General features: G+C 61.9%; 12 protein-coding genes. 5 read left to right on the top strand and 7 right to left on the bottom strand.

The genetic code is table 11. From position 1 onward, the window contains the following. The coding region (locus tag AC0QTX_RS16460) for a transposase (RefSeq protein ID WP_474604894.1) at positions 1 to 705 on the top strand (705 nt) is incomplete at its 5' end. A 442-nt stretch (positions 706 to 1147) separates the two neighbouring features. Here the strand turns inward: AC0QTX_RS16460 and AC0QTX_RS16455 are convergent. The 3 genes from AC0QTX_RS16455 to AC0QTX_RS16445 are packed head-to-tail and all read right to left on the bottom strand — an operon-like array spanning position 1148 to position 6122. Then, positions 1148 to 4291: an efflux RND transporter permease subunit gene (locus tag AC0QTX_RS16455; protein ID WP_474604893.1), complete on the bottom strand. Its 3144-nt coding sequence runs from the start codon at positions 4289 to 4291 to the stop codon at positions 1148 to 1150. Then, positions 4291 to 5463 (bottom strand): efflux RND transporter periplasmic adaptor subunit, encoded by a 1173-nt coding sequence (locus AC0QTX_RS16450; RefSeq protein WP_474604897.1) that lies wholly within the window; start codon positions 5461 to 5463, stop codon positions 4291 to 4293. Before AC0QTX_RS16450 ends, AC0QTX_RS16455 begins: the two co-directional genes overlap by 1 nt. A 29-nt stretch (positions 5464 to 5492) precedes the next feature. Further along, entirely contained in the window at positions 5493 to 6122 is a 630-nt protein-coding gene (locus AC0QTX_RS16445) for a TetR/AcrR family transcriptional regulator (protein ID WP_474604892.1), read from the bottom strand. A gap of 1143 nt (positions 6123 to 7265) precedes the next feature. Here AC0QTX_RS16445 and AC0QTX_RS16440 point away from each other — a divergent pair. Together AC0QTX_RS16440 and cml are read left to right on the top strand one after the other, a co-directional pair. After that, positions 7266 to 7763 (top strand): cupin domain-containing protein, encoded by a 498-nt coding sequence (locus AC0QTX_RS16440; RefSeq protein WP_474604891.1) that lies wholly within the window; start codon positions 7266 to 7268, stop codon positions 7761 to 7763. A 391-nt stretch (positions 7764 to 8154) separates the two neighbouring features. Then, positions 8155 to 9354: a CmlA/FloR family chloramphenicol efflux MFS transporter gene (cml, locus tag AC0QTX_RS16435; protein WP_474604890.1), complete on the top strand. Its 1200-nt coding sequence runs from the start codon at positions 8155 to 8157 to the stop codon at positions 9352 to 9354. Positions 9355 to 9463: 109 nt separating this feature from the next. On the opposite strand, the gene AC0QTX_RS16430 is transcribed toward cml, so the two are convergent. Then, positions 9464 to 10255: a phytanoyl-CoA dioxygenase family protein gene (locus AC0QTX_RS16430; protein WP_474604889.1), complete on the bottom strand. Its 792-nt coding sequence runs from the start codon at positions 10253 to 10255 to the stop codon at positions 9464 to 9466. Positions 10256 to 10690: 435 nt separating this feature from the next. On the opposite strand from AC0QTX_RS16430, the gene AC0QTX_RS16425 reads away from it, so the two are divergent. Beyond that, on the top strand, positions 10691 to 11323 hold the full coding sequence (locus AC0QTX_RS16425) for a tyrosine-type recombinase/integrase (protein WP_474604888.1): 633 nt from the start codon (positions 10691 to 10693) through the stop codon (positions 11321 to 11323). Between the two features lie 113 nt (positions 11324 to 11436). Here the strand turns inward: AC0QTX_RS16425 and AC0QTX_RS16420 are convergent, their stop codons facing one another. After that, positions 11437 to 12720, bottom strand: coding sequence for an MFS transporter (locus tag AC0QTX_RS16420; RefSeq protein WP_474604887.1), 1284 nt, complete (start codon positions 12718 to 12720; stop codon positions 11437 to 11439). 73 nt (positions 12721 to 12793) lie between these two features. Here AC0QTX_RS16420 and AC0QTX_RS16415 point away from each other — a divergent pair, with 73 nt between their 5' ends. Beyond that, positions 12794 to 13237 carry a helix-turn-helix domain-containing protein gene (locus tag AC0QTX_RS16415; protein ID WP_474604886.1) on the top strand — a complete coding sequence of 148 codons (444 nt, stop codon included), beginning with the start codon at positions 12794 to 12796 and terminating at the stop codon, positions 13235 to 13237. A gap of 248 nt (positions 13238 to 13485) precedes the next feature. Here AC0QTX_RS16415 and AC0QTX_RS16410 read toward each other — a convergent pair whose 3' ends face one another. Together AC0QTX_RS16410 and AC0QTX_RS16405 are read right to left on the bottom strand one after the other, a co-directional pair. Then, entirely contained in the window at positions 13486 to 14271 is a 786-nt protein-coding gene (locus tag AC0QTX_RS16410; RefSeq protein ID WP_474604885.1) for an outer membrane protein, read from the bottom strand. Positions 14272 to 14412: 141 nt separating this feature from the next. After that, the gene (locus tag AC0QTX_RS16405) at positions 14413 to 18876 is read right to left on the bottom strand and encodes a VCBS domain-containing protein (protein WP_474604884.1); all 4464 of its coding nucleotides are present in this window, start codon (positions 18874 to 18876) and stop codon (positions 14413 to 14415) included. Positions 18877 to 18999 lie beyond the last annotated feature (123 nt).

The following is an 18999-nucleotide window of genomic DNA, read 5'->3' as shown; positions in this document are numbered from 1 at the left end:
GCGGACAACTACCTCATCGACCTCAAGTCAGCCGTGATCGTGGACGTGGAAGCCTCTCGCGCGGTGCGTCAAGCTGAGGTAGGGGCTGCCCGCACGATGATCGAGCGCACGGCTGAACGCTTTGGCCTCACGCCCGAGCGGCTGGCGGCGGATAGTGCCTACGGCTCAGCCGAGATGCTGCACTGGCTCGTGGACGAGCAGAAGATTGAGCCGCATGTTCCCGTCATCGACAAATCCGAGCGTCAGGACGGCACCCTCTCACGGGCAGACTTCGCCTATGATCCGGAAGCGGACGCCTACACCTGTCCTGAGGGCAAGACCCTGACCACCAGCGGCCGCATCGTGAACGAGGGCACCACTCGCATTTACCTGGGCAGCACCTTTGACTGTGGTCCCTGTCCTCTGAAGGAACAGTGCTGTCCCAACACGCCGGCGCGTAAGATCCCGCGCAGCATCTACGAGCACGCAAGAGAGGTTGCCCGAGCACTGGCCGGCACGCCGGCCTATGAGCGGTCGCGTCAGGGTCGCAAGCGGATCGAGATGCTGTTTGCCCATCTCAAGCGAATCCTGAAGATGGGCCGTCTGCGGCTGCGCGGTCCCTGTGGGGCTCAGGATGAGTTCCTGCTGGCAGCCACCGCCCAGAACCTCAGAAAGCTCGCCAAGCTGATCACCCCATCAGAGCCTCAGATAACCCAAGGAACCTAAGAAGGTCCGAAGGGCACACCTCACCTCAGACCTGACCTCAATAAAGCAAGCTTCAGCGCTGTCCCAGCCCGTCTCGATGCCGACTTTGTCAACGCAATCTGCCACAAGCTGACATTAAGGTAACAAACGCCCGGAGGACTGCTATTCGAGAGACCATACGCAAACTGGCATAATTCCATGTACGTCTCGCAGCAACGCACATCGGCACAGACCTCCAGGAGCCTCCATTACTCTTGATCCCAGTTGAGAACACTTTCTGTGTTTCACGCTCAAGAAGCTGGGACCAGATGTTAACAAGGGTAATGGAGCATTGCCGGTTGCACCGGCAAGTGGAGCGCGCCAAGCAGATCCGGGGCATTCGGCGATGCCGTGGCACGCGCAGCCGGACGGATGCCTCCAACGCTCGATTCTTGACATCACCGTCCCGGCGCAGCCCGGGATTTCATTCTGCAGCGATCCTGGAACGTGGGTTGGGATCGGCGTCTGCTCGGACAACGGGGATTGCCCGGTCGAAGGCTTCCGTCTCAGGCTCATCTTTTGGCCCAACGAACCGGCTGAACAGGCGCCTGAACAGACGCGACAGGTCATCCATGAGGATGAAGAAGGCCGGCACGAACACCAGCGACAGCAAGGTCGAGACGATCAGTCCGCCGATCACGGCGATTGCCATCGGCGCGCGGAATTCGCCGCCCGCACCCAGCGCCAGCGCGCTCGGCAGCATGCCGGCCGCCATGGCGATCGTGGTCATCACGATCGGCCGCGCCCGTTTGCGTCCGGCATCGATGATGGCGGTCTTGCGGTCCACGCCCCTGGCGACTTCCTCGATGGCGAAGTCGACCAGCATGATGGCGTTCTTGGTCACGATGCCCATCAGCATCAGGAAGCCGATCACCACCGGCAGGCTGATCGCCTTCTGGGTGATCACCAGCGCCATGATCGCGCCTCCGATCGACAGGGGCAGCGAGAGCAGGATCGTGAACGGTTGCAGGAAGTTTGCGAACAGCAGGATCAGCACGCCGAGCACCATCATGATGCCGGCTCCCATGGCCTTGCCGAACGAGGTGAATACCTCGGTCATGACCTCGGCGTCCCCCGTCTGCTTGATCGTTACGCCGGGCGGGAGGTTTTTGGCCGTCGGCAGGTTGTAGATGGCCTCCAGAACCTCGCCGAGCGCATCGGTGCCCCGCATGTCGGCCTCGAGCGCCACGCGCAGCGACCTGTCATACCGGTCGATCGAGGTCGGTCCCTGGCCGAACGAGATGTCGGCGACGGCCGAGAGCGGAACGGAAGCGCCGCCCTTGGCCGGGACCTTGAGAATGTCGATCAGTCCTCGATCGCTGCGCACCGCCTCGGGCAACTGGACGCGGATCGGGATCTGCCGGTCGCCGGCATTGAACTTGGCCAGATTCGCCCCGACATCGCCGATCGTCGCAACCCGCACCGTCTCGGACAGCACGTCGGTCGACACCCCGAGCTCCGCCGCCAGGGCCGGCTTCGGGCTGATGCGGATCTCGGGCCGGTTGAGCGGTGCCGTCGACATGGGGTTCTCGACGGTCGGGATGCTCGCCATCTCGCGCTGGAGCTTGGCCGCGGTTTCGACCACCACGTCCTGGTCGGGTCCGCTGACGATGAGCTGAAGCCCGCGCTGCCCGCCTTCGCCGAGAACGAAGAAGCGAATGTCCGGCACGTCGCGGAACTCCTCGACGATACGACCCTCAAGCTGGCGCTGTCGCAGGGACCGCTCCTCCTTGGGCACGAGGTTCACCGTGAAGGTCGCAAGCCGCACCTCCTTCTTGCCGGGGAGCTGGAGGCCGCCGTTCACGAATACCGACTTGACCTCGGGCATGGCGCGCAGGCGCTCTGCGATTCCATCGCTCACCAGCTGCGTATCGTTCAGTTTCGATCCGGGCGGCAGTTCGGCCACGAAGAGGGAGCGTGAGATATCCTCCTCCGGCAGGAACGCCGACGGCAGGAGATTAGTCGACCAGAGCGATGCTCCGAAGATGCAGAGGCCCAGGATGAAGGTGATGAACTTGTGCCGAACCGACCAGCCGACCAGGCGGGTATAGGCCCGCATGATGAACCCGTCCTTCTGCTCGACCTGTTTGTGCGGCCGCATGAAATAGGCCGCCATCATCGGCGTGATCAGCCGGGCAACCAGCAGCGAGATCAGGACCGCGGCCGCGACGGTGAGGCCAAACTGCTTGAAGTATTGCCCCGCGATGCCGCCCATGAAGCTGACCGGGGCGAATACGGCCACGATGGTGAACGTGATCGCGATCACCGCCAGGCCGATCTCGTCCGCCCCTTCGAGCGCGGCACGATAGGGCGACTTGCCCATGTGCATGTGGCGCACGATGTTCTCGATCTCGACGATGGCATCGTCCACCAGGATGCCCGTAACCAGAGTCAGCGCCAGGAGGCTCACCAAGTTGAGCGAGAAACCCATGGTGCTCATGACCCAGAAGGTGGGCAGGACGGAGAGCGGCAGGGCCAGGGATGCAATGAGGGTGGCGCGCCAGTCGCGTAGGAAGATGAACACCACGATGACCGCCAGGATGGCACCCTCGATGAGGGTGTGCATGGCGGATTCGTAGTTGCCGACCGTGTACGTGACGGTGTCGTCGATCAGGTCGAAGCGCACGTCCGGATGAGCCTGTCCCAGCTCGGCTACTTTGGCCGCGACGGCTTGTCCGACCGTGGCATCGCTGGCGCCGGTGGCGCGCGTGACGGCAAAGGCGACCACGGGTTGACCGTTGAAGCGTGCGAAGGTGCGCGGCTCTGCGGCGGTGTCGGTGACGGTTGCCAGCTCATCAAGGTGAACCTTTCGGTTGCCCGGAAGGGTGATGCTGGTGGAAGCGAGGTCTCCCAGAGTTTGCGCGGCACCCAGGGTCCGGATCGACTGTTCCTGCCCGCCGACCTCGCCGCGCCCACCGGCAAGATCGACGCTGGTCAGGCGCAGCTGCCGGTTGACGTCCGCGGCCGTGATGCCGAGCGCCAGCAGGCGATCAAGCTTCAGCTCGATGCGGATCTCGCGCTCGACCCCGCCCACACGTTCAACGCGCCCGACGCCCTGAACGCTCTGAAGCTGACGCGCCACCACATCGTCGACGAACCAGGACAGCTCCTCCGGCGTCATAGCGGGGCCGGAAGCGGCGTAAGTGACGATCGGGAGACCAGCGATGTCCAGGCGCTGAATGACAGGCTCGTCGATGGTCCGCGGCAGGTCGGAGCGGATCTTGGCGACCGCATCCTTCACGTCATTGACCGCCCGATCCGAGTTGATCTCGAGGCGGAACTCGATGGTCGTGGTGGAAATGCCTTCCGAGATCGTCGACGTGATGTGCTTGACGCCGTTGACGCCGGCAACCGAGTCCTCGATCCGCTTGGTGACCTGGTTCTGGAGTTCGGACGGCGCGGCGCCGGCTTGCGTGACTGAGACCGTGACAAGCGGAACGTCGATGTTCGGGAACCGCGTGATCGGCAGCCCTTGAAAGCTGAAGACGCCCAGGATCATCAAGACGATGAACAGGACGAGGGACGGGATCGGCTTTCGGATCGCCCAAGCGGAGACGTTGAGCTGCATCACCGGGCTCCCTCGGCCTGCGCCGACTCAGCAATCACCGGGCGCACCGCATCGCCATCACGCAGGAAACTGCCGGCGCGCGTGACGACCAGGTCGCCCGTGCTGACACCCTCGACCTGGACGAAGCCGTCGGCCGAGAGGCCGGTGCGGACTGGCCGTGTCTGGATGCGCTCATCGACCACGATCTGGACCGCTGCGCCTTTGGGGCTGTAGAGCACGGCGCTGAGCGGAACCGCCACTCCGGTTGTCCGAGCCAGCTCGACGGAGCCGCGGGCAAAGGCCCCGATGCGCAAGGCGGGGTCCCGCGGCAGGGCGATCCGCACCCGGCCAAGACGGGTGGTGCGGTCGACCTCCGGAGAGATGTTGCGCACGCGGCCCTCGATCGTCCGGCCTTGGTCGATGCTCACCTGGGCGGGAGCGCCCTCGCGCAGGCGCACCAGTTGCGTCTCCGTCACTTCCCCTTCGAGTTCGATCTCGCCGTTCGCGATGATGCGGAACAGCGGGTCGCCTGCCGCCGTCGCCGTAGCGCCGACCTTGGCGTTCTTGCGAGAAATGATCCCAGCTTGGGGGGCCTTGATTGCGGCACGGGCGAGGCGAACCTGGATCTCCCGTCTCTGCGCGTCTTCGGACTGCCTCTCGGCCTCGGCGATACGCAGGCCGTCGCGGGCGGCGGCCAAGCGTCCTTCCGCAGCCCGGGCTGCGGAGACCCGCTGCTCGAGCTGGGCTTCCGTCGAGTTGCCGCCTTTGATGAGCGAGCGTGTGCGCTCCAGGGCCTGGGCCGCCTCGACCTGTGCAGCTTCCGCCTGCACGATCTGGCTGCGGGCTTGGGCAACCCCCGCCTCGGCTCGTGCGACGGAGGCAGTGCTGCGGGCGAGTTCCGTTTCGAGAAGATCGGTCGTCAGGCGGGCCAGAACCTGACCCTTCGTGACGGTCTCCCCCTCCTCGACAAGGACCTCGGTGATGCGCAGGCCTTCCAGCTCCGGGGCGACCAGAACCTCCTCGCGAGGAACAAGCGTTCCGGTGAGCACCGCCCGCTCCGTGATCTCCCGTTCCGCGGTGCGCGTCACGGACACCGCGGGCGCAGGAGCGACCTGCGGCTGCGCGGCGTCCGCAGCCAAGGCTGCAAGCGGAAAGAATACCATGGCAGCCGCCAAACTGTGCAACCTGCGCATCATGACACGCTCATCTCCGGCACCTGATGTCAGGTGCGTGTTAGGTTGATCTTCCCGGCAAAGGCCGCCTCGATGACGGCCATCAGGCTTGCGACCCCGCGCTCGGCATCCAGCGTGGCATCCACGGCCCGGCGCACGAAGAGGCCGTTGGCAATGGTCACGATTAGCGACGCGAGCGCTTCCAGGTCGACCTCCGGAGCAATAGTCCCGCTTGCCTGCGCCTGCCGGAACAAGGCGCACATGCGCTCGCAGATGTCCTTGTCGAATGCCTCCGACATGGCAGCAAACGATTGGTTGCGGGTAGCCTCTGCCCAGATCTCCAGGCAGAGCACGGCCCGCTCCCGCGGCTCTTCGGCGAAGTGCTTGAGGGCAATGGAGCGCAACGCAGGCAGGAAGTCGCCCGGCTGGGATAACGCAGCGAAATCCTCGCCGATCCGGGCACGGTCTCTCTCGGCGAGAGCCAGGACGATGGCGTCCTTCGAGGCGAAGTAGCGGTAGAGGTTGCCGGGGCTCATTCCAGCCTCGGCCGCCACATCCTGCATGGTGGTGCGGTGGAAGCCTGAGCGAACGAAGCAGTGCTCGGCAGCATTCAGGATGCGCGTTTGACGCTCAGCCGATGGGTCCGGCTTCGTGTCGAGGAGGGCTTGCTGATCTGCCATGAGGCACTAAGTACCAAAGTTACGAGAATGAACGTTCATTCTCATTTAATCATCAGCATGCGCAGGGTCAACCCACACCCTCTAGGGCCTGACCGCTATTGAGTGGCCTGACCTGCCTCGGATGAAAGGTCACATTCATGGATCGGTAAGGAGTTTGTTCGTCACTAGCGATGAAACTTTCGGCCGCCTGTTCTGGATTTGATTCTACCAAAGCAAAGGTAGCGGCGGCGGCATCAAAGTGCACAGGGTTCAAACCCAGTCAGCGGGTTGAGACGGCACGAGTTTTCCGATTCAGCGATGTGGGGGCTGATGGAGGTCATGCATGGCGCCGTTCTAGTTGTCGAACGAGGCGTAGGTTGCCTTGGAGCCGCACCTGCCTAAGAACTAGCCCGGCGCGCGTCGGGGAGATGATCGGCGTACTGTCTGGTATTTCTCACGTGCTGACGAAAGGCTGCGGTTCGGGCAACTCTTTTCGCAAGCACTGCGACGGCATCTTGCGCGAATCGCGCATTTTGTGAGACATCCCGTTCGGGCGCACGCGGGGCGCCCGGCCCGCCAAAGGCGTTGCCACCCGCATCCTGCGAGCCCTGGTGCTGCTCAACGACCGGACCAGCGGGCAGCCGGTCGACCCAGGCATCGCCGAAAGAAGCTCATGATCGATCCTGTTCGACTTCGCCGCGAGGCGGATTTCGTTCTCAAGAATTTGCGCAGCCCAGATGACGCCCAAGCAATTGCCGCCGCTGGCAGATTCAAACGTCTGCCGAGGCTATCGGAACTAACTCCAGAGGAGCTGAGGCGCCGGGCGGCCAGCGTACGTCGGTCTGACGCATTGGACCTCATCGCTCTGGAGCACGGATTGCGATCATGGAGCGAGGTCGCGCAGAAGACGGGTAGCTCGGTTGGCCCCGGCCCCAGTACACCCTCACGCCACTGCCGGACGCGGCTTCCCAAGCCTCCGACGCCCGAGCAGCTTGCGCAACGTGTGGCCGAGCGTGTTCTCTACTTCGCAGAGCCGCTCCCGCCGCAGTGCGGCGGGGGGCAAAGATTGGATCTGCAGCGGGTCCGGGAGGAAACGTTGGTCGCTATTCTTGACGCGCTGCGCGGGGAGCAAGTTGAGATCGACAAGAAGGCGGAGTCGGCGCAATGACTGACTTCGCACCTAAGCCCCACTGGAGCGCCACCGAAATCGCTGCCGCCCCGGGCATTCGCTTCCGTCACCCATTGAACCCGCGCTCGGACGTGCGTCTCTGCGCTCTAGGTGATGCTGCAGGGCTGACCCGCATTGGACTCAGTCTGGTCCGGCTCTCGCCGAACAGGGAATCGTTCCTGTACCATTCTCACGAGCGAGCTGAGGAATTCGTCTACATCCTCTCCGGCCGCGGCATGGCGGAGATCGGGGAGGAGACATTGGAGGTGGGCCCAGGTGACTTCATGGGATTCACCGCTCCAGGGCCTGCGCACCACCTTATCAACCCTTTTGATGAGGACCTCGTCTATCTCACCGGAGGCGAACGCGTCGATTTTGAAGTCGGGCGCTTTCCCCGCATCGGACGGACGTCCATCATGGTTGGGGGGCAAGTGCTCCTTGCCGAGAATGAAACATTGGTCCCGATGAGAGTAGAGGATGCGCTTGGGGAGTGAACCGTCGTAGACGCCTCGCTTCTTATTATAGACTCGGCGGCTTTCACGTCGGCGACGTTGCCGACGTGAGTAGGAGCGCATACGGATGGCCGATATCGTGGGTGTCCTGTCCCAGGCAAGTTTCGTCTCTTCGCCAGTAGACTTATTGTCTTGGAAGACCTCGTCCAGGGTATCCCGCGAGGATTGTCGGCTCCAGACCGATATGATACTCAACAGGCTCTCTTCTCACCTCGTATGATCGTGGAGCCGTGGCATGGGAGCCGAGCCCTCGTCGGACAAGTAAGCCGCAACAACCCTTTCCTTGTTGTTGCGGCATCTGTCGAACCGATCCCAGCCCAAGCTGACAGGCAGATTGCCGCCGAATGATTCTCATTTGAGCGGATGCCTCATCATGTCTCCCAAGCCCCCCGTATGGGCCTATTCCCTGCCGACAGCACTCCTGCTGATGGCGCCCTTCGATATTCTCGCCTCCCTGGCGATGGATATCTATCTGCCCATCGTTCCGGCCATGCCGGGCATTCTCGGCACCAGCCCGGCCACCGTCCAGCTCACGTTGAGCCTCTACATGGTGATGCTCGGACTCGGCCAGATCATCTTCGGGCCGATCTCCGACCGCATCGGGCGGCGGCCCATTCTGGTAAGCGGCGCGATCCTGTTTGCGGCGGCATCATTCTGTCTGGCCGCATCCTCGACTGCCGTCCCCTTTGTTGTACTTCGCTTCCTGCAAGCCGTGGGAGCCTCGGCAGCAATGGTGGCCACCTTCGCGACAGTCCGGGACGTGTATGCCGACCGCCCGGAAAGCGTGTTCATCTACAGCCTGTTCAGCTCCATGCTGGCCTTCGTGCCTGCCTTTGGGCCGATTGCTGGGGCACTGCTCGCAGACAGCTTCGGCTGGCGCTCGATCTTCGTGACGTTGGGCGCTTTTGCCGTAATCGCGGTCTTGCATGCGTTGCCGCGATGGCATGAAACCCGACTAGCGCCAACCTCCACGTCACCACGCTCGTTCCTACCCGTTCTCCGCAGCTCCGCGTTCTGGACCTATACGCTCGGGTTCAGCGCCGCCATGGGGACGTTCTTCGTGTTCTTCTCGACTGCCCCTCGTGTCCTCATCGGTAGAGCCGGGTACTCGGAACTGGGATTCAGTCTCACCTTCGCGACGGCAGCGGCCGTGATGATCATCACAACACGCTTCGCCAAGCGGTTCGTTGCCCGGTGGGGGAACTCAGGCAGTCTCACGCGCGGCATGATGATGTTGCTCCTGGGCGCAGGGCTCCTGAGCATGGGTCAGGTTTTCGGAGTTCCATCTTTCTGGACGTTCATCGCACCTATGTGGATCATGGCAATCGGTATCGTCTTCACCGTGTCGGTGACGGCGAACGGCGCCCTGGAGAAGTTCGGGGACATCGCCGGGTCGGCGGTGGCGCTGCATTTCTGCGTGCAGAGCCTCATCGTGAGCGTTGGCGGAACACTGGCCGTGCTCCGGCTGCATGGCGACACCGCATGGCCGCTTGTAACCTTCTCCTCGACCATGGCTATCGTCGTCCTAGTTGCCCAGGGATGGTTGCATCACCGAGGTCGTGTGCGGACGTGATCCGACGTGAAGTCGGGCGATATGCCCGGCTTCACTGACAAATCCCAGAGAGATCAAGAGCCTCGGACGCAGCCCAACTTCAGCCCGTCATCGGCTCCAGGCCCGAACATCAGAAAGTCAGGCCGCAGGCTTGGCGGATTGCCACCTGCACGGGTGATGGCGGTAACGAACGGTCGAACCCGCCTTTGGGAAGAAGCGGCGGTTGCGCCATGAAGCGGGGCTGCGTTCCCCGATGCGGTTGCGCCCGGTGCACAAGGAACGGGTGACACAGATAGACGGTGCCTGCCTGACCCGTGGCCAGAACCTCTTCACAGCGATCCGTCGACGCGAACCCATCGGCTGCGAGCTCCCCGAGCGTCAGGCCATTCTCTCCATGTGGAAGCAACTGCCGCGCGATATGGGCATGGGAACCTTTGCGGATGACTGTCGGTGCGTCGTCCTGGCCCACATCCGAGAACAAAAAGAGCATCAGCAACGCGCGACCTCGGCTCTTCACGTTGGCGCGCCAGTGCATGAAATCGGGGTTCTCCAATCCGAAGCTCACGTCGACATGCCAGCCGCCATCGCCCGGGTCCTCCTCGGAAGGGAACCGGATCGGAAACGTTCCAAGACCTGTAGGCCTCAGCCAACGCTCCTCGCCGACAAGTGCATCATAGGCACCGTGCAGGCGTGGGGTATTTGCGGCCGCGACGAAGATCGGTCCTGCCATGAAGCCGAGGCGGACGACTGGTCGTGACCATGTGTGTGGCTCGTCGGGTGAAAGCCCCATAGCTGCCCAGAGTTCGTCTCGTCCTTGTCGGGCGAGCTCAGCATCGAAAGCTTGGTCGAGCTTCAGATAGCCATGTTCAATGAAATCGTTGATCTGAGCGTTGCTCAGACCGAAAGAGCCTGTATTCGGCATGTCCATAATTCTCCGTTCGGCCGTCATTTCTGATCGGCCGTAAAACCTGATTGGCGCTCATTGCGCAGCGACGACGGAAAGGTCGTTCAGATCAGGGGGAAGTAAGTGGACATGAACATCATGAGGCGGACGATAGGAGACCAGACCGAGGAGCGCAAGCCAGCAACTTGGCAGGCTCTTGGCCGCGCGTGCACAAAAAAAGCGAGAATGGTGGCATGATTCCGAGGACGGGAACCACTGAACCGGAGCAGACGCAAACTATGTTGGCAGAGCTAGAGTCAGATCTGGGTCACGAGCTGTGCTTCGGTGCACAAAACGGGACGTCCGACTTGCCTTGAAAAGCTGACGAAGACTCTCGGAAGAATGCCCGGTCTGGGTTTCGTGGGCGGAACGGCCAAGGTTCATTGTGGGGGGCTTCGTTTCAGGAGCACTGCAATGCAAGACAGCATCTCTGACCATACTGGCCGAACTACCACCCCTTGGAACCGGGGCAAGCTGATTGGACCCAAGCCGCCTCTCAAGGCGAAGGAGATCTGGTACATTCGGGTCAGGCTCCAGGTGGCTCACCGCGTCCGGGATCTGGCTCTGTTTAATCTAGCCCTCGACAGCAAGCTGCGCGCCTGTGACCTAGTCGCGCTTCGCGTCGATGATGTGGCCCTCAATGGGCGGGTGCGATCCCGCGCCACGATCATGCAGCGGAAGACCGGCCGGCCTGTTCAGTTCGAGATCACGGAGCAGACCCGCGAGGCTGTCGGGCGCTGGCTCGAGAAGAAGGACCTGCACAAGGGCGAGCCGCTGTTTCCAAGCCGCATTGATCGACAGAAGCCCATGACAACGCGCCAGTACGCCCGCCTGTTGGCATTCTGGCTTCAGGCGATTGGGCTGGATCCCCTCGCCTACGGCACCCATTCCCTACGACGAACCAAAGCATCGATGATCTACCGAAGGACAGGCAATCTCCGAGCCGTTCAGCTTCTGCTGGGTCACACCAAGATTGAGAGCACCGTTCGGTATCTTGGGATCGATGTCGACGATGCTCTTCTGATTGCAGAACAGGTTGAAATCTAAACGCAGAGGCGGCCCGTTGACGAGCCGCCTCAGACTTTACGCATACCGGTGCAATGTCCGCACTTGAGGCTTAAGCAGCCACAAGACAAACGACCAGCGCGTGCCAAAAGGCGTCATCCCCCACAATTCGGCCCGGGAGCAGGCCCTTGTTCCGCCGTATGACGCCGCTCCACCGTTGAGATCCAGCACTTCAATGCCTGAAGTCCTGTTGCGCAAGCCTTCAAGACCGCTGCACCGGCCATCGCGGCGGCAAGAGATGAGGTGATGTGGAAGAGTTCCTCGTAACCGTATGTCGCGATCAATGGTGTGCTCAGTAGTGGGGAACAGAACTGACCGATGAACACGGAAGCGGTCAGGATGCCACCGGCCGCTCCCCTCCGCTGGGGCGGTGCAAGCCTCAAGGCAAGGGTCACGAAGCTCGGCGAGACCAATGCATAGCCTGCACCGATGGCAGCGGCTGCCGCGAACCAAGCCAGAGGCGTCGCCGCAAGGGCCAGCAACGCAAAACCAAGCGCCATCGCGCCATAGCCCAGAGCGAAGATGCCGCCGTAGCCGATGGCCCGCTGCACTCGGCCGTATAGCAGCGCAAGGCTGCCGCCCGAGAGCATTAGGATGCCGAGCGCCGAGCCCGTCATCACTGGGCTGCTATAGCCTGCCGCTGCGAAGAAAAACGACAACTGGGTCGGCATGACGAAAAAGATCATGTTCGTCACGGCCTGGAGAACCACGAGCAACGTGAAGGCGAGGACCCACGAAGACGGCTTGAGGGAGCGGTCGTCCAGCTTGGGACTCGAATGGGACGAGATCCGTGACGTGTCCTTGATAGTCTTCCACATCAGCGGCAGGAAGGCCGCGGCAACTCCATAGATAAGAAACGGCAGGTGCGGCGAGATCGCCGCAAACCATCCGGCGAGCGAGATGAACACGAGCCCGCCGAAGTTCCGGGCCGATATCTGAAGTCCTGACAACGCGCTCCGGCTGTCCCCAGTGAAGTAGTCCCCGATGAGCGCGGTCTGCGCCGTCATGATGAGGGCGACGGCCAGCCCCAGTACCAAACGGCTGGCAAAAATGGTGGGCAGGTCGGGAAGGAACAGCCCCGCGCACCCGGCGATCACGAAGAGGATAACCCCGGCAAGAAGCATGTGACGCCGACCGTACCGATCAGCAACGAGGCCGGCGAATGGCGCGAAGATGGCGACGCTCAGGGAGGGTGCGGGCACCAGCAGACGAACCAGCATCGCGGCATTCGGATCATCCGCGAACAGGCGCTCGAGCCCGGGGAGAGCGGGACTGATCGTGGCATTGGCCATCGTGGTGAGCGACGCAGCCATCAGCAGCGCGATCGCTCGCGGGTCTCGCCAGATCTGTGTCTGCCTCGGGATCGTGGTGCTAGCCATAACGTGCCTCTTGCTCGAATTGACGATTCGAGAGAGGCTACGACTTCAAGTTGACTTGAGGTCAAGCACAAGAATGATGGATATTGGAGAGGTTGCCGAGCGATCGGGCGTTCCGCCTTCGACGCTACGCTATTATGAGGAGGTCGGCTTGATCCGGTCGATCAGCCGGCATGGGCTGCGGCGGCAATTCGATGCTGATGTTCTCTTGAAGTTGTCCCTGATCGAACTCGGAAAGACGGCAGGTTTCTCCCTCACCGAGATCGCGGGCATGTTCGGCAAAGACGGCCGGCCCAACATTCCCCGGGATCAGTTACACGCAAAGGCGGATGATTTGCAGCGCCAGATGTTCGACCTGCGGATGCTGCGGGATGCCCTTCGGCACGTGGCCGAATGTCCAGCCCCGTCGCATCTGGAATGCCCGACCTTCCGCAAGCTTCTGAAGGCAGCAACCCGCAGACGCCTCACGCGTCCAGCATCCGGGAGCGGACGCCGCGGAAGCTCCCGGCTTGTCGAATAGGTCGTGAACAGCTTCTGGGCGTCGGCTCCAATAAAGCCTGTCGGAAGCACGAAAGTCTGCTTGGGGTCAAAATGTTAAGTTGGCCGGACTAAATGAAGGTCCGCTTGTCGCGCCGTAGTAGAAGTTCGGCGTACTTCCGGAACGTGCCACAAGCAGCCCTTCTAGCTTTCACACGGGCAACCCCCAGTGTCCAAGTAAAGTGGCGTGACAGGTTGATACAACAGTCCCCGTCACGCCGGCCCTCATAGTCAGAAGCGAACGTTGACGCCCACTCGGCTGATCCAGCCGTCATTCTTGAAGCGATAGGCGGCTTGATCGCCTGCCCGCGCGAGCGTCAGGCGCTCGTCTTCAAGGTTGTAGTAGAGGGTTTCTGACTTGATCGATACGTTCTGCGTCAGCGCGATCTCGGTTCCAGCGCCAACCGTGAAGCCCATCTTCACATTGTCGCTCGTTGCCTGAAGAGTAACGCCGGGTGGAGTGACAGTGATCTGTCCCCGGTGCTCGATCTGCGCATAGGCCAAGCCACCTGTGACATAAATCAGCGAACGATCAAAGAATGTCCCAAGATCTGGTACTGCGACGCCGATACGCCCCCTCACGCTGCCAAACGAGCGCATCTCCGAGTTGAGTTCCGTCACAGCCGTGCATTGGCACGCCGGGTCCGTGCTTGCCGGGTTCACGATGCTGCGGGTACGTCCGACATCCGCCAAGGTGAAGTCGGCTTCAAGCCCGGTCACCAAGCTGCCGAACTGCCACAGGTAGCCGATCTGTCCGCCACCACCGAATCCACTGTCGCTAAGACCGGCACGGTTGGGAACCGCGGTCGCCGGCACCCCGGAGATTCCGCTGCGGACTGCGTCGCTATCATCACGGATCCAGGCGCCGTGGACACCCGCATACAAGCCTGTCCAGTTGAAGGTAGGGTTGACGATCACGGGGGTGACAGCTGCCGCACGATGCGGCAGGTCATCCGCTGCCGCCATCGCCGTTCCGGCGATCAGGGCTGCTGCAGAGAGGAGGAAGAACTTCATCATGGTCTCCGATGATTTGGTCGGACTATAGGCAAAAGCTCGTGCGAAGCCTGTCACCGCGCGGCAACATCCGGCGCTCACGAGCAATGTTCAGGGAAAGGCGCAAGGCAGGGCCAGCATGGCTCCTGCCTTGCGTTGGTCACCTTACAGAAGCAGGTCGCCGACGGTAAAATGGCCGACAATCTTGATCTGGAAGTCGGCCTTGCGGTCGCCGTCCGTATCGCCCATGAGGATGCCACGGTCGTACCGCAACTGTCCTGCCTTGCCGGTAAAGCCGGTCTTCAGAAGCGACGAGTCAGCCTCGTTCGGGTTCACGAAGGCCATGTCCATGCAGGACCAGGTGAACGCCTGGTTGCCTTTGCGGAACTCGTTTGCGTCAATCCCTCGCAGGTCGATCAGGTCCCGCCCGGACTGGAAGTCATGGATGGTATCGCGCTGCGACCCCACTCGGCTTTCCTGGGCTGAGTTGAAGTCGAACACGTCCGCGCCGGATCCGCCATACAGCTTGTCTCGGCCGAGGCCACCCACGATCCAGTCGTTGCCACTGCCGCCCTTCAAGGCGTCATTGCCGGCGTCGCCATAGAGTCGGTCGCTGCCAACCCCGCCGTCGACGGTGTCATTGTCAGCCCCGCCGCTGATCGTGTCGTTGCTGGCACCACCAGAGAGCTTGTCGCGCCCCTCGTTGCCGTAGAGACGATCCTTGCCGGAGTTGCCGAACAATTGGTCATCACCAGATCCGCCATAGATGGTGTCGTTGTCTGCGCCACCGTCGATCGTGTCGTTGCCAGCCTCTCCAAAGAGCCTGTCACGCCCCCCGTAACCGTAGAGACGATCCTCACCTGTGCCTCCATACAATTTGTCATTGCCGGATCCACCATAGAACTGGTCATCACCAGCATTGCCGTTCACAACGACCGAGCTTGCCGGCGAGGTTACACTTTCAGGGGTGCCGTACCCATCAATGTAGCTGACCACGACGGTGATCGCCTTGCCGACCTGATCTGGAGTGAGGGTAAAGGTCGCGCCTGTGGCGCCTTGGATCACTACACCATCGGCCATCCACTGGTAGGTGAGCGTGCCTAAGCCATCCTCGTCAGCCAAGGTGTTGATGGCTGTCAGGGGCTGACCGTCCCGGGCCTCGCCCGTGATCGTTACAGCGCCTGTGGGAGCGTCGTTGGCGTTCGCGACCGGGATGGCGTTGCCGGCCACCGTCGCGGACGTGCCTCCGAGATCGGTGTAGCTCATCACTGCCCGCACGTGGCTGGCATCCACATCATCCTGCGTGAGCGCATAGTTGGCCCCCGTCGCGCCGATGATGTTGACCCAGCTGCCATCCGGCTGCCTGCGCTGCCATTGATAAGCAACACTGGTGGGATCAATACCCTCAGGATCGACCACGTCATTGGTGGCGGTCAGCACATACCCTTGGGTGGGGACACCCGCCACGTCCACCCCGCCGGACGCCGCATCATTCGTACCTGTCAGATTCACGGTCACCGTGGTTGTGGTGCCGTCAGCAGACGTCACCGTGAATGAATCGGTATAGGTTTGGCCAGGCTCGAATTCATCGTGCGCCGAGGACGCCACGTAGGTCCACTTGCCGTCCGTGCCGACCGCAAAGGTTCCGTACTGACCGGCCACGTTCGACTGCGCTACGAAGGTTGCAGGGCTGTCCACGTCGGAGATCGTCAGCTGCCCGGAGGTGCTTAGCGCCGCTGCTGTATCGCCCTCGGTTAGGGTCACCACGTCAGCCGAAAGCTGTGCGGCATCGTTGGTGCCGGTAATATTCACCGTCACCGTCGTTCTGGTACCATCGGCGCTGAACACCTCGAACACCTCGGAGACCTTCTCGCCGTCCTTCAGCGCAGCATGCGCGGAGGACGCCACATAGGTCCACGTGCCATTCGTACCAATCGCGAACGTGCCGTACTGGCCGGCCGTGGCCGTCTGGGCCACGAAGGTCGCAGGGCTATCCACGTCCGTAATGGTGAGCGTGCCACCTGTCGACAGGACAGCGTCTGTCTCCGTCAGGTCCTTCGTGTCCGACGAGAGAACGGCCGCGTCGTTGGTGCCGGTCACAGTCCAAGAGACGGAGGTGGGAGTCTTCGTGGTGCCGTCCGACACGTTGTACTCGACCGTGACCGTTTGGGTCGCGCCTACCGCTAGAGACTGGTAGGCTGGGTGAGTGGGATCGAGCGTGAAGGAGTGCGTGGCCAGATCGTAAGTCACGCCAGCTGGGAGGGTGCCCACATCGACCACCGTTAGCACCGAACCCGTATCCACATCGGATGCGTTCTTGAGCGCATCAAGCGTTACGTCCGTGCCGCCCTCTGTCGCTGCGCCGGTGACTGCTCCAGACACAACAGGTGCGTCGTTGGTGCCTGTGAGCGTGATGACCAAGTTGGCAGGAGCCGAAGTGGCGTTGTTCGCGTCCGTGACGGTGAACGGAATTGTCAGGGTTTGCGATGCACCCGCCGGCAGCGTGTCATAGCTCGAGGCATCGAATGTGTAAGTGCCGTCAGGGTTGAAGGTCAGCCCTGCCGGAGCAACTCCTACCAGAGCATAACTCAGTAAAGCCGCCTCACCTTGGTCAGCATCCGTGCCCGTCACCGAACCGCTGATGGTCGCGTCCTCGGCGACCGAGTTGGTTGTGGCTGCTGCCACTGGAACATCGTTCGTTCCGTTGATCTTTACCGTGACCGTCGTTGTCGTTCCGTCCGCAGACGATACCGTGAACGTGTCGGTGTAGGCCTGTCCAACCTTGAGTTCGTTGTACGCCGAGGACGCCACGTAGGTCCACGCGCCGTTCGTCCCGATCGAGAACGTGCCGTACTGGCCGGTCACGTTCGACTGCGCCTGGAAGGTTGCAGGGCTGTCCGGGTCAGTGATGGTGAGCGTCCCACTCGTCGACAGGACAGCGTTCGTCTCCGTCAGCTCTTTAGTGTCGGATGACAGAACCGCCGCGTCATTGACCGGGGTGATATCGAGGGTGGTGTCAGCCGTCTCACGAACATTGATGCCATCAGTTACCTCCACCGTGACGGTGCGAGACGCGTCTGGTGGCGTGTCGGAGGTGGTCTCGTACTGGACATGCTGCGCCAGGGCGCTGAGAACCGCGTCGTTCACAACGGCTCGCTGCACTGAGAAATTGTCGATGTACAGCGAGCCGCCAGTCTTTTGCCCGCCTGTATAGTCGAAGCTGCCGGAGACAAATACGAACTGCCAGTTCCCAGCAGAGGGAACGATCACGCCCGCAGTCGTCCAAGGCGTAGTGGCAGTCGTGCTGGCACCACTCTGGTTGAGGCAGATGACGGTCTCACCCGTGTCCGCGTTCAACAGATAGCCGAAAGCGTCGAAGGCGTCGTCGCCGCCCTCAGCTTTCCAGTCAAAGCGGAGAATATCTCCGGCGTTTGCAGCAAATGCATCGGAATAAACATATGGCCCACGGATGATGCCAAACTCTTCCGAGTTCAGCTGCCCTGGGTCAGCAGTATCATCCTGGCTGTGGAGGCGCAGGCCGCGACTACCATTGGAGGCATTGCCCGCACCAGTCGCCACATCGACACTGAAGGCCAATGGGTCCACCATCGGACCATCGTCGCCGGGGGATATCGTTCCGTCATTGCCGGCCGGCATGGTCGTATCGGCCGGAGATGCCCAACCAGCGATCTTGTCGGTCCCGAGAACCACACGGTCCTCCACAACGGTCCATTCCGCCTGCCATCCTGTGGCAGGATCATCGCTCTCGAAGCTCGAGTCTTTGAAAACGCCGGTCGAGTTGCCGACGAAGTGGATCGTCAGTGGCTGCCCGTTCTGACCATTCTCGGTCGCGTCCACTGTGCCGAGAAGATCACGGTCGGTTCCATTGCCGAGATAGACATTGCCGGAGGCATCAACGGAAATGGCCCCCGTTGCATTGGGGTCGCTATCGCTGAACAGTGCCAGTTGGTCGCCAGAATTTGCCCCACTTACATCAAAGGTAATTGAGCCGCCCGCGTAGCCCAAGCCGCCGGTGAAGGTGACCCCCGACCCAAGTGTCTGGGGGGCACCACCCTCAGTGTAGGCAATGGGCGAAAGGCCGCCGATAACTGGCGCTGCGAGGACACCGGCATAGGACGGGATATTCAGAAGGGGAGTCCGCACGCTTCCTAAGCGAACGTCCAGATTCCAGTCGCCGCCCAGGTGCGCGGCGCCGATTGGCGTCTCCGAAGCGGCCACGTTCGTGCCGGTCAGGTCAGCCAATTGGGCGAGGAAGGCCCTCCCGCCCTCCCCTTCGGCTACGTTGCACCCATAGATCACGAGGTCAGCATCGGACGCGAGAGCCCTGCCGATGGCGACGAATTCTTCTGCGCGTGTGGTGAGGGTGGCGGCGTCAATGACACTGGCACCCAACACGATCGTCCCCGGTCGGCCATGGCTGATAAGGTGAATTGCGGAGAGATCACGCTTGCCGGCCAGAGCAGCCAGGATTTGAGCAACGCCATCCTCGCCAATGCCAATGATCCTCGTCTCGGCCGAGGCGGGGATCGCCCTCACGAGGGTTGTGAGATCTGAAACAGATTCGTCGATGAGATACAGGACGTCCTTGGATTTGAATTGTTGTAACACGACCCTACCCCTAAAGGATTAGAAAAAGCTGGGTCCTGTTTGCACGGAACGTAGTCCTGTCGTCTTTCAGTATCCTCAGACCTTTTTCAAAATCCTACGGACTCGTTCGTCTGGCACTCCAAG

This window comes from Microvirga sp. jy35 (assembly GCF_056148915.1).
This window is presented reverse-complemented; position numbering and strand designations above follow the sequence as displayed.